We start from the raw sequence: 11,739 nt of genomic DNA on the forward strand, positions 1-11,739 counted from the left end.
GGTGAGAAGCGTGTGCAAGGTGCTTATGATCGGTGTGCACCGGCCGCGCGAGGCGCCGTCGGAGCGCAGCGTAAGGAGCCCCGTCGTGAGCACCCCCCAGCAGTCCCGGACCGGCGCCACCCTCGACGTCGACCACAGCGACGCCGACTACCGTGCCTGGCTGAAAGAAGCCGTGCGGAAGGTCCAGGCCGACGCCAACCGGTCGGCCGACACCCACCTCCTCCTGTTCCCGCTGCCGGAGCGGTGGGGCATCGACCTCTATCTGAAGGACGAGTCGACCCACCCGACCGGCAGCCTCAAGCACCGGCTCGCCCGCTCGCTCTTCCTCTACGGCCTGTGCAACGGCTGGATCCGGCCCGGCCGGCCCGTGATCGAGGCGTCCAGCGGCTCGACGGCCGTCTCCGAGGCGTACTTCGCCTCGCTGATCGGCGTGCCCTTCATCGCCGTCATGCCGCGCACGACCAGCGCCGAGAAGATCCGCCTGATCGAGTTCCAGGGCGGGCGGTGCCACTTCGTGGACGACTCCCGCAGGATGTACGAGGAGTCCGCCCGCCTCGCGGCCGAGACCGGCGGCCACTACATGGACCAGTTCACCTACGCGGAACGGGCCACCGACTGGCGCGGCAACAACAACATCGCCGAGTCGATCTTCCGGCAGCTGCGGCGCGAGCGGTTCCCCGAGCCGGCGTGGATCGTCGCCACGGCCGGCACCGGCGGCACCTCGGCGACCCTCGCGCGCTACGTGCACTACATGCAGTACGACACCCGCGTCTGCGTCGCCGACCCGGAGAACTCCTGCTTCTTCGACGGCTGGACCACCGGCGACCCGGACGTCACCTGCGACTGCGGCTCGCGCATCGAGGGCATCGGCCGGCCCCGCATGGAACCGAGCTTCCTGCCCGGCGCGATCGACCGCATGATGAAGGTGCCCGACGCCGCGAGCGTCGCCGCCGTACGGGCCCTGGAGCGGGCCATCGGCCGCAAGGCCGGCGGGTCGACCGGCACCGGACTGTGGAGCGCGCTGAAGATCGTCGCCGAGATGGTGGCCGAGGGACGCCACGGCAGCGTGGTGACCCTGCTGTGCGACCCCGGCGACCGGTACCTCGACAAGTACTACTCGGACGCGTGGCTCGCCGAACAGGGCCTGGACATCCGTCCCTACGCCGCGGCGATCGAGTCCCTCCTGCACACCGGCACCTGGCCCGAGTGACCGGCACCTGCCCTACGGCCCGGCCAGGCGCCGGTCCAGCGACGTGACGGCGTCCCGGAAGGCCTGCCCCAGCGCCGGGCGGGCCAGGCGCAGGGCGAAGCGGAAGGGTGCCGTGCCGTCGGCGGCGAACGTCCACCGCACGCGCGTCCCGGGGCCGGCCGGCGTCAGCCGCCACTCCTCGGCCATCGCCCGGGCTCCCGGCGCGTTGGTGACGTCCACGCGATAGGCGTACACCTCGGGACGCTGCGCCGTGAGCACCGCCTCCACGAAGCGTGTACCGCCCTTGAGCCGGATCTCGCGTCCCGCCCCCTCACCGATCGGCCGAGCGGACGTCACCGCGGAGAACCACGCGGTCCAGCCCGGGACGTCCTCGGCGAGCGCGCGGAAGACCGGCTCGGGGGCGGCGGAGATCTCCGCCGCGAAGACCAGTCGTACAGGGGCCGACTCGACGAAGGCGAGCCCCACCGGACGCAGACGGCGAGCCATGGACGACGACCCCCTGGTGACGAGCCGCGGACGCGGACGATCGGCGAAGTGGCGTCACCCTAGCGGCGGGCGCCGCCGCTGTCAGCGGGGCCTCGGCAGGCCACCCGGCGTTGGACAGGGGCACCCAGGGGCCGCCGAGGGTGCTCAGCCGTGCCGAACGGACTCAGTCGCCGCTGTCCGGCTCGCCCGCCACGACCAGCCGCAGATGCTCCGCGATCTCCGCACGCGCGTCCGCCGGCAGACCGCCGTCGGTCACCAATGTGTCGACCTGTTCCAGCGCCGCGAAGGAACTCAGGCCCACCACACCCCACTTGGTGTGATCGGCGACCACCACGACCCGCCGCGCCGACTGCACCAGCCGCCGGTTGGTCTCCGCCTCCGCCAGATTCGGCGTCGACAGACCGGCCTCGGCCGATATGCCGTGCACACCGAGGAACAGCAGGTCGAAGTGGAGCGCCGCGATCGCCTGGTCGGCGACGGGCCCCACCAGCGAGTCGGACGGGGTGCGCACACCGCCGGTCAGCACCACCGTGGCCGTGCCCTGCCGGGCGCCCGAGGTGCGCTGCGCCACGTGGAACACGTCGGCCACCCGCACCGAGTTGGTCACCACGGTGAGATCCGGCACGTCCACCAGCCGGTGCGCCAGCGCGTACGTCGTCGTGCCGCCCGACAGCGCGATCGCGGCGCCCGGCGCGACCAGCTCGGCCGCGGCCCGCGCGATGTCCTCCTTGGCCGTCGGCTCCAGACCCGACTTGGCCTCGAACCCCGGCTCGTGCGTGCTCGCCTCGACCACCGGCACCGCACCGCCGTGCACCTTCTCCAGCACGCCCTGCCGGGCCAGCGCGTCGAGGTCGCGGCGGACCGTCATGTCCGACACACCGAGCTTGCGGGTCAGTTCGTTGACCCGGACGCCACCGCGGCGGCGCACCTCGTCCAGGATCAGGGCGCGCCGCTGCTCCGCGAGGAGGTTCGAATTCTCACTCACGTACGCTTCGGTCCTTTCGCCGCAAAACCGTCCGACACGCCCCGCCCACCCGCTCCCACGAGGAGTTCTCCCCGCTCCGGTGCGCGGACGTCCCATCCTCGCACGCCCCACGACAGGCCGCGCCACCGGCTGCGGGAGCGCACACGCCACTCCCGCCCCGCCGGTCGCACGGTTCGGGGAGATTCCGTGCCGAGGGGTGTGGGACGCCCGCGAAGTGGAGATCCTTGTGCCCGCACGGACACGGCCGACGGCGCGTCACGGGGGGTGCGGACAGTGGAACAGGCGCAGGAACGCGCCGGGACCGGCGGCGGGAGCGACCCCGCCGTCCCCGGCCCGCAGTCCCGGGAGACCGGCACCGCTCTGGAACTCCTGGTGCACGGCGTGGGCGGTACGACACCCGCCCAGATGCTGGACGACCCGCGGACCGTGCGGATCACCGGCGACCACATCGCGGCCGTCTTCCGGCGCACCGAGGACGCCGACGCCGAGTCCCGGCCCGAGGACTACCGCGGCCGGCCGGTGCCCGAGGCGTACGTCTGGTGCAACCTCACCTCCGGCAACGGCACCCGTGCCCTGTGGCTGCTGCTCCTGCCGTTCATGGTGGTCAACCTCGCCCACTGGATGCGGCCCACCGCGCACGGCCGGATCCGGACGGTCCGGCTCTACGGGCTGCTGGTGCGGCTCGCCGGACTGACCCTGACGGTACTGCTGGTCGCCGCGGCCTGCGAGGTCGCGATCGACCTCGTCGCCTGGCAGTGCGCGGGCACGCGCGCGTGCGCCCAGCGGCACTCCTGGCTGGGCTTCCTGTCGCCGGTGGGGCCGGACGGCGGCTGGTGGAGCCCGCCCGGCCGCAGACTCGCCCTCGCGGCCGTGGTCCCCGCCGCGCTCACCGGCCTCCTGTGGTACCTGTCCCTGCGCAGCTGGCGGGCGTACGAGTCCCAGCAGCCGATGGACCGCACCGCCGAGCCCGGGGGCGACCCCGGCCACACCGCCCTGAACCGGCCCGGATTCTGGTACGGGCGGCGCCTGGTGGCGCGGCTCCGGGCCACGCACACCGCCATGGGCCTGCTGACGGTCGCCGCCGCGGTCGGCGTGCCGGCGGCCCGCTTCGACCGGGCGCCCGGCGGGCCGGCGCTGCTCGACACGCTCGGCCGGCTGCTGGAGGCCGCCCTGGTCGCCGGAGCGGTCGCGGCGGTGGGCGTGACCTGCCGCCGGGGCCGCAGCGAGAACCGTCTCGACCGGCGACTCGACCGCCACCTCGTACGGCTCCTGCCGCTCGCCGCCCTCGTCCTGCTCGTCCTCGCCCTGGTGTACGGCGGCTGGGCCCGCCCGGGGTGGACGTCGGCCGGCCGGCTGCCCGGGGACATGACCTTCGGCGGCATCGCCCTGGTGCAGGGACTGCTGGTGATCGTCCTCGGCGTGGTCGCCCACACGCTGCACCGCGCCCTCCCCGACCCGCGTGCCGCGATCCGCGGCCTCGGCGGTCCCGCCGTCGCCATGCTGGCCTGCGCGCTGGGGGGCGTGATGTCCGGCGGGGTGGCGCAGCGGGTGTCGGACTGGCTGGACGGCACCGGCACGTCCATCGACGGGCCGCCCGTCCTGCTGACCTGGCAGGCGTCCGTCATCCCACCGCTGCTCCTCGTCGTGCTGCTGCTCTGCGCCGCCCTGGCCCGGCGCACCTGGAGCCTCGCCCGGGCGGAGCGGGACGCCGTGGAGGGCGATCACCCCGGAGAGGCCGGGGACCCGGCCCGCACCCGCCGCATCGCGACCGCCCGCGCCATGGCCGGCCTCACCGACCGGGGGCCTCTCGTCCTCGCCGTCACCTCCGTCACCACCCTGCTGCTGGGCGCGGCGGCCCTCGTGGGCGCCCTGACGACCGACCAGGTGCCGGCCGACGCCGCGCGCGGGACGTACGCCGTCGTGCACGGAGCCGCGCAGACCGCGCAGGCGCTGGGCTCCTGGCTCATCGGCCTCGGCTTCGTACTCTTCGTCACCTGGGGCAGGCGCGCCTACAAGGACGCCTCCGCCCGGCGCACCATCGGCATCCTGTGGGACGTCGGCACCTTCTGGCCGCGCGCCGCCCACCCCTTCGCACCGCCCTGCTACGCCGAGCGCGCGGTGCCCGACCTGACCTGGCGCATGGCGACCTGGACCCGCGCCACCGGGGGGCGCCTCGTCATCTCCGGGCACTCGCAGGGCAGCGTCCTCGCCGCCGCCGCGGCCTGGCAACTGGCGCCCTCCGCACGCAAACGGGTCGCCCTGCTGACCTACGGCTCTCCGCTGGAGCGCCTCTACGGCCGCTGGTTCCCCGCCCACTTCGGACCCGCCGCGCTCGGCTCCCTGCACCGGGACGTCGACTGCTGGCGCAACCTCTACCGGCGCACCGACCCCATCGGCGGCCCGATGCGGCTGCCCGGCGACTGCGGCCCGGCCGTGGACCGCGAGCCCCTCAAGGACCCGCTGACGTACGGCCGCACCGATCTGCACCCGCTGCCCGCGCCGATCCTGGGCCACTCCGACTACCAGGCCGACCCGGCCTTCGCCGAGGAACGGCGACGGCTGCTGGCCCGGCTGCGCCCGGAGGTGCCGGCGCCGCGCCACACCGGCCAGGCACCGCCCGTTCCGGGCGCGGACGGTGGCCCCGGCGGCTGCTAGGGCACGCCCCCCGGGGGAGCTACCGGGGCAGCTCCGGCAGGTCCTCCTCGTAGAGCAGGCTCAGGTCGTCCGTGCTCGGGTCCGCCAGCTGGGCGACGCGGCTCGCGTGCCGCTCCACCATCGCCTCGAAGGTCTGGCGCGCGGTGCGGCCGTTGCCGAAGGCCGGGCCCTTGGGGATCGCCGCGAAGTACCGCGTCAGCGCCTCGGGCACGCCCGGCGCCAGCCGGTACTCGTGCTCCTCGGCCTGCTGCTCCACGATCCGCAGGAGCTCCTCGGGCCCGTAGTCGCCGAAGGTGATGGTCCGTGAGAAACGGGACGCCACACCGGGGTTGACCGACAGGAAGCGCTCCATCTCCGCCGTGTAGCCCGCGACGATCACCACGACGGCGTCCCGCTGGTCCTCCATCAGCTTCACCAGCGTGTCGATGGCCTCCTTGCCGAAGTCCCGGCCCGCGTCCTCCGGGGACAGCGCGTACGCCTCGTCGATGAACAGCACACCGCCGCGCGCCCGCTGGAACGCCTCCTGGGTGCGGATCGCCGTGGAGCCGATGTGCTCGCCGACCAGGTCGACGCGGGACACCTCGACGAGATGGCCCTTCTCCAGTACGCCCAGGGAGGCGAGGATCTCGCCGTACAGCCGGGCGACCGTCGTCTTGCCGGTGCCGGGGGAGCCGGTGAAGACCAGGTGGCGTTTGACCGAGGCGGCCTTCAGCCCCGCCTGCTGCCGGCGCCGGCCCACCTCGATCATGTCGGTCAGGGCCCGGACCTCGCGTTTGACGCTCTCCAGGCCGACCAGCGCGTCCAGTTCGCCGAGCACGGCCTTCGACGGCCGCGCGGGCTCCTCGGGTCCGGCGCCCGCGATCAGCGGCTCCTGCTCGGTGCTGCGCTGCCCGGGGATCGAGCCCAGCAGACCGCCGGGGGAGTGGCCCACCGTCTCCACGGCCGTCTCCCGTGCGGGGGGCGGAGCCAGACCGCCGCCGCTCTCGTCACTGGCGCAGTCCTCGACGAGCGGTCCGGAGTCGGACGACGCGTCCGGGCCGCCGTCCGCGAACTCGAATCCGCCGCGCGCGCACCGCTCCGTACGGCACTTCCGCAGCGTCGTACGGCAGCCGTCGATCACATGGAAGCCGTAGCCGGCGCTGCCCGTCACCCGGCAGCCGAGGAAACTGCCGCGGCCGCCCGCCGACACGTACACCCCGGCCTCGGAGGGGGAGTCGACCGTGCAGCGCTCGATGGTGGGGTCGGCGCCCTTGGTGACGATCACGCCGGTGCGGTTGCCGACCAGGGTGCAGTTGTTCAGGGTGCCGCCGCTGCCGTGGTCGCGGAACCACGCGCCGGTCGCCGCGTCCCGGATGCGGCAGTCGTCGAGCTGCGCGACGGCGCCGTCACTCACCGACACCGCCGTGTTCCGCACCTGGGACAGGTCGCTGTCCACGACGTCCGCGCGCGAGCCGCGGTCCAGCACGAACAGTGCGTCCGGCACGTCGTGCACCCGGCAGGAGTCGAGCACCGCGGTGGCGCCGTCGCTGACCCACACCGCCGGGTAGTCGCCCGTGCTGTCGAAGATCTCGCACTGGTTGGCGTCCACGCGCGTGCCCGGGTCCCACACCGACAGGCCGTTGCGCCCGAACTGCCGCACGCTGGTGCGGGTCAGGGTGAGCACGGAACGGGAGCGCAGGTCGACCGCGTTCTCCGGGATGTCGTGGATACGGCAGTCGGCGAGCGTGAGCACGGCGTCGGTGTCGAGCGTGACGCCGTCGGAGGTGGTGCGGTGCACGTCGCAGTCGGTCAGGTGCGCGGTGGCCCGGCCGGAGACCTGGACGCCGCTGCCCCGCACCTCGTAGATCTCGCACCCCACCGCCTCCAGCGCGGAGTGCTCACCGGTCGCCGTCAGCCCCGAACCGGCGGCGTGGTGGATCCGGCAGCGCTCCAGCCGGGGGTGCGCGCCGGAGCGCACCGCGACACCCGCCTGGCCGGCCGAGACGACCTCGCACTCCTCGAACACCCCGCCCCCGCCGTCGAGGACGGCGATGCCGACGCCCGCCGGATTGTCGACGGTGCAGCGCCGCACCGTGGGCCGGGCGCTGCCGCGCACCTCGATGCCGGACGCGGACCGGGTGACCACCCGGACGTCCAGCAGCTCCGGGGTGCCCTCCTCGACGAGCACCGCGGCCGCCGCGGCGTCCTGACCCTCGACGTGCAGGTCCTGGACGACGGCCGAGGCACGCACCGTCAGCGGCACCCCGTCGACGGGCGCGATCCGGACCGAACCCTGGGCGCCCTCGGGCCCGCGCAGGGTCACCGCCCGCTCGACGACGAGGTTCTCCCGGTAGGTCCCGGGGGCGATGGTGAGGACGTCACCGTCGGCCGCGGCCTCCAGGGCGGCGGCGAGCGATGCGTACTCACCCGTGCGGCGCCGCCACCGCGAGGTGCCGGAGTGCGTCACCTGGACCGTGCCCTGTGCCATGGCGTTGCTGTGCCCCCACCTCGTCGTACTGATGGCTCGTTCGCCGTCGGGGACGCCCCGGCCGGGGCGGGCCCGCGGCCGGGCCCGCGGGCCCGCACGCGCTTCCGACACCGGCACGCACCTGTGGCTTCCTCACGCGCGGGTTGTCGCCGATTGCTTCGGCCGGTCCACCGTAGCGTGCGCGCAGACGGTGGGTTGACCAGAGGTGGAAGCCCGTCAGCTGCCGGCGCCGGTCCGGCCCCAGTCCGGGCCCGCCCGGTCCCACTCCTGCTCCCAACGGTCGTAGCGGCGGCGGACCATGCGCCACACGACGATCCGCCGGCCGGCCTCGACCAGGACCGCGGTGGCCAGGGCGGCGCCGACACCGGCGAGCGCGGCGTGCGTCGTGGCGGTGGCGGGGTCCAAGGGGCGGGCCACCAGCCGGCCCTGCTCATCGGTCCATATGCGGAAATGGTCGCCGGGGTGCGGGTCCCGCAGACCCGCCAGGACGGAACCCCGTTGCTCGGAGCCGTCCGCCGCTTCCCAGCGGGCGAGGACACGGCTGCGCAGGTCCCCGGCCGAGACGCCCTCCGGATCGACGTCGAACGGGGAGCGCTTGAGCTCGCGGACGACGGAGGCCGTGACCTGGTGCCGGGACTCGTGCTGGGCCCGGACCGACCGCTGCAGGACATCCTGCGCCGCGCCGCCCACGAGCGCGCCGATCAGGGGCGCGACGAGGAGGATCAGCAACAGGCCCCCCAGGGCCACCCAGGCCTCGACCAGGTCGGTCGTGCGGCGCAGCGGATTGTGCCGCCAGCGCCAGAGTCCGCTGATCGCCCGCACCGTCCGGCCCCCTTCCCGCTCCCTGCCGCCCCCGGTCGATCCGTCCAGCCACGAGCCGGTCCGCAGGACCCGACGGCACCTCGTGCCGGCGTCCTCGGCCGTCTCTTCTCACCTGCGTCTCATGAAGGCCAACGCGCGGGCCCGGGACCGGGTTCCCGGTCACCGGGAGTGGGGCGCGTCGCATCCGTCACTCGACGATCCGCACCGGGTCACCGACCCGGACCGTGCCGCGGCCGAGGGGCACGAGATTCTGCCCGAAGACCAGCTTGCGGCCGATGCGGCGATGCCGCCCGAGGCTGTACAGGGGCTCTCTGCCGCGCTGGGCGGTGTCCTGGTCGGTGGTCGTCACCACACAGCGTCCGGACGGTTTGGCGACGCGGAAGCCGACCTCGCCGACGCTGATGCGCGACCAGCCGTCCTCGGCCCACGCGTCGGTGCCGGTGACGACCAGGTTGGGCCGGAAGCGGTTCATGGGCAGCGGGCCCTCCGCCGCGTGGTCCCCGCGCGCGATCAGGGAGTTGAGGGCGTCGAGGGACGCCGTCGTCGTGAGCAGCAGCGGAAAGCCGTCGGCGAAGGACACGGTCTCGCCCGGCAGGGCGTACTCGGGGTCGACGGGCCGGCGGGTGGCGGGCTCGTCCAGGTGCACCAGCCGCACGTCCGCCCCGAGATGGGCGCTGCACCAGGCGTGCACGGCGTCGTCCCGCACCGGGACCGCCTCGACCTTGTCACCGAAGAGCTGTACCGGGATCGTGCTCGCCGCGTGCGGAACAGGAACCGTGAGCGGGCTGCTGCCGGGCGCGGACAGCCGGACGCCGCCGCCGGGCAGGAGCTCGGCGGCGGCCAGGGCGAGGCGCGGCTGCTCGCGCTGTGTGACGACCTTTCCCCCGTCGTCGACCAGCATCCAGCGGCGGTCTCCGGCCAGCCCCCAGGGCTCCACGACGGCCTCCCGGGGCGCGAGGCCCCGGAACGCCTTGACCGGATGGACGTGAATCGACTGCAGTCGCGCGTTCCCCATGGAGTCATGGTGCCAGGTGGCACCGACAACCGGGGGAGACGGCTCAGTAGCCGCGGTACTGCTGGTTGTTGTACGGATCCTGATAGGGCGCCGGGGCGGGCCGCGGCGCCGCGGGGCGCATCGCCTCGTACCCCGCGGGGCCGGGCGCGGCCGGGCGGGGCTGCTGCGGCTGCTGGGGGCCGGGGTATCCGCGCGGGGCGCTCGCCTGCTGCGGGATGTACGGGGCGGGCGCCTGCTGCAGCGGGGCGGGCTGCTGCATCTGCTGCATCTGCATCTGCTGCGGATAGCCGTAGGAGGGCTGGGAAGGGGCCGCCGGGAGGGCGGGCAGGGCCGACGGGAGCGCCGGCAGGTGGCTTCCCGGCGCGTCGTACGCGGCGGGAACCCGGATCGGGGCGATCTGCGGGGTGCCCCGCTCGGCGACGAGCGAGTCGTAGATCGGGGTGTCCGGGAAGGAGGCGGAGTAGTAGCCGCCGCCATAAGTGGAGCGGGGGGAGGTCATGGCACATAAGTTAAGCCCACGATGTGCTGGTTGGGGAGACCGATAAGAGGGTTGTTTTCCGGGCCCGCGGTGACCTGAGTTCCCCAATCAGAGCGAAATCGGCGAAATGGGGCAGCGCAGGGCGCGATCTTGGTGTAAAGGCCAAGTTCCGGGCGGGTTACCGGCGGTTGGCCGGCGGTCTTCGCGCGCTCTCCCTGAGCGGCCCGCGGCAGGGGGAATAGGTTGGGCGGGAAAGGCTTGACGAACCGCCGGGACGCGGCCCGGCGCGGTGACACGTGATGGGGGCGGACATGTCAATGTCGAAAGGCTCGAACACCCCGGTGCCGACCACGGCGCTGCGGGTCGAACTGGGCTGGCGGTCCGGCCCCGGCGTGCCCGATGCGGACGCCTCGGCGCTGCTCCTGGTGGCGGGCAAGGTCCGCTCCGACGCGGACTTCGTCTTCTACAACCAGCCCGCGCACTCCTCCGGCGCGGTCCGGCACGAGGGCAAGCGGGACGCCGGCGGCCGGGTGACCGACAGCCTGCTGGTCGACCTCGCGCGCGTGGAGCCCGCGATCGAGACGGTGATCGTCGCCGCCTCCTCGGACGGCGGACCGTTCGGCCGGATCCCCGACCTGTACATCGAGGTGCGGGACGCGGTGCGGAACACCGTCGTCGCCCGCTTCGACAACCCCGGCGCCACGGTCGAAACGGCGTTCGTGCTCGGGGAGTTCTACCGCCGTCAGGGCGCCTGGAAGTTCCGCGCCGTCGGCCAGGGATACGACAGCGGCCTCGAAGGTCTGGCCACCGACTACGGCATCACGGTGGACGAGCCGCAACAGGCCGCCACGCCCCTCACGCCTCCGCCCGCCACGGTGCCCCCGGCCCCGGTCACCGTAGTGCCCCCGGCCCCGCCCATGACGCGGCCCGCGGGCACCCCGCCGCCCCCGGCGACGGCACCCTCCGCGGAGCCGGTCCGCCTGACCAAGGTCACGCTCACCAAGGCCGCGCCCTCCGTCTCCCTCACCAAACAGGGCGGGACCTCGGGCGCCATGCGCGTGAACCTCAACTGGGAGGTGCGCAAGCAGTTCTCCGGCTGGGCCCGCAAACTGGGCCGCCCGGTCGCCATGCACGACGACCTCGACCTCGACCTGTGCTGCCTGTTCGAACTCAGCGACGGCAGCAAGGGCGTAGTCCAGGCCCTCGGCAACGCCTTCGGCTCCCTGCACCAGCCGCCGTTCATCCACCTCGACGGCGACGACCGCACCGGTGCCGTGACGACCGGTGAGAACCTCACCATCAATCTCGACCACCAGAAGCACTTCCGGCGCATCCTCGTCTTCGTCACCATCTACGAGGGAGCGCGCTCCTTCGCCGACCTGCACGCCACCGTCACCCTCCAGCCGCAGTACGGCGCCGCGATCGACTTCTCGCTCGACGAGTGCACGGTCCCCTCGACGGTGTGCGCCCTCGCCCTGATCACCAACACCGGCGACGACCTCGTCGTCCAGCGCGAGGCGCGCTACCTGGTGCCCGAGCGCGGCGTGAGCCCGCAGCGGACGGTCGACCACGCCTACGGCTGGGGCATGAACTGGACGCCGGGCCGCAAGTGAACGCTCCG

General features: G+C 73.9%; 9 protein-coding genes. 3 read left to right on the forward strand and 6 right to left on the reverse strand.

The features are described from left to right. The first annotated feature begins 85 nt into the window (after positions 1-85). Complete coding sequence (locus tag ACIRG6_RS23375) at positions 86-1,210, forward strand: L-cysteine desulfhydrase Cds1 (protein ID WP_350726668.1); 1,125 nt, start codon at positions 86-88, stop codon at positions 1,208-1,210. A gap of 12 nt (positions 1,211-1,222) precedes the next feature. On the opposite strand, the gene ACIRG6_RS23380 is transcribed toward ACIRG6_RS23375, so the two are convergent. Together ACIRG6_RS23380 and ACIRG6_RS23385 are read right to left on the reverse strand one after the other, a co-directional pair. Beyond that, positions 1,223-1,696: an SRPBCC family protein gene (locus ACIRG6_RS23380; RefSeq protein WP_403324395.1), complete on the reverse strand. Its 474-nt coding sequence runs from the start codon at positions 1,694-1,696 to the stop codon at positions 1,223-1,225. Positions 1,697-1,859: 163 nt separating this feature from the next. Beyond that, a complete protein-coding gene (locus ACIRG6_RS23385; RefSeq protein WP_239773078.1) occupies positions 1,860-2,681 on the reverse strand; it encodes a DeoR/GlpR family DNA-binding transcription regulator in 822 nt (273 codons plus the stop codon). A 273-nt stretch (positions 2,682-2,954) separates the two neighbouring features. On the opposite strand from ACIRG6_RS23385, the gene ACIRG6_RS23390 reads away from it, so the two are divergent. Beyond that, entirely contained in the window at positions 2,955-5,336 is a 2,382-nt protein-coding gene (locus ACIRG6_RS23390; protein WP_403324397.1) for a hypothetical protein, read from the forward strand. 19 nt (positions 5,337-5,355) lie between these two features. Here ACIRG6_RS23390 and ACIRG6_RS23395 read toward each other — a convergent pair whose 3' ends face one another. The 4 genes from ACIRG6_RS23395 to ACIRG6_RS23410 all read right to left on the reverse strand — a co-directional run bounded on the left by ACIRG6_RS23395 (position 5,356) and on the right by ACIRG6_RS23410 (position 10,139). Beyond that, positions 5,356-7,803, reverse strand: coding sequence for a right-handed parallel beta-helix repeat-containing protein (locus ACIRG6_RS23395; RefSeq protein ID WP_403324400.1), 2,448 nt, complete (start codon positions 7,801-7,803; stop codon positions 5,356-5,358). A gap of 216 nt (positions 7,804-8,019) precedes the next feature. Further along, positions 8,020-8,625, reverse strand: coding sequence for an Rv1733c family protein (locus ACIRG6_RS23400; protein WP_364818973.1), 606 nt, complete (start codon positions 8,623-8,625; stop codon positions 8,020-8,022). A 187-nt stretch (positions 8,626-8,812) separates the two neighbouring features. Beyond that, entirely contained in the window at positions 8,813-9,640 is an 828-nt protein-coding gene (locus tag ACIRG6_RS23405) for an MOSC domain-containing protein (RefSeq protein WP_364684975.1), read from the reverse strand. Between the two features lie 43 nt (positions 9,641-9,683). Continuing rightward, positions 9,684-10,139: a DUF6643 family protein gene (locus tag ACIRG6_RS23410; protein WP_239767056.1), complete on the reverse strand. Its 456-nt coding sequence runs from the start codon at positions 10,137-10,139 to the stop codon at positions 9,684-9,686. A gap of 296 nt (positions 10,140-10,435) precedes the next feature. On the opposite strand from ACIRG6_RS23410, the gene ACIRG6_RS23415 reads away from it, so the two are divergent. Further along, positions 10,436-11,731: a TerD family protein gene (locus ACIRG6_RS23415; protein WP_403324448.1), complete on the forward strand. Its 1,296-nt coding sequence runs from the start codon at positions 10,436-10,438 to the stop codon at positions 11,729-11,731. The last annotated feature ends 8 nt before the right edge of the window (positions 11,732-11,739 follow it).

This window comes from Streptomyces flaveolus (assembly GCF_044765825.1).
GTDB classification, from domain to species: domain Bacteria; phylum Actinomycetota; class Actinomycetes; order Streptomycetales; family Streptomycetaceae; genus Streptomyces; species Streptomyces flaveolus.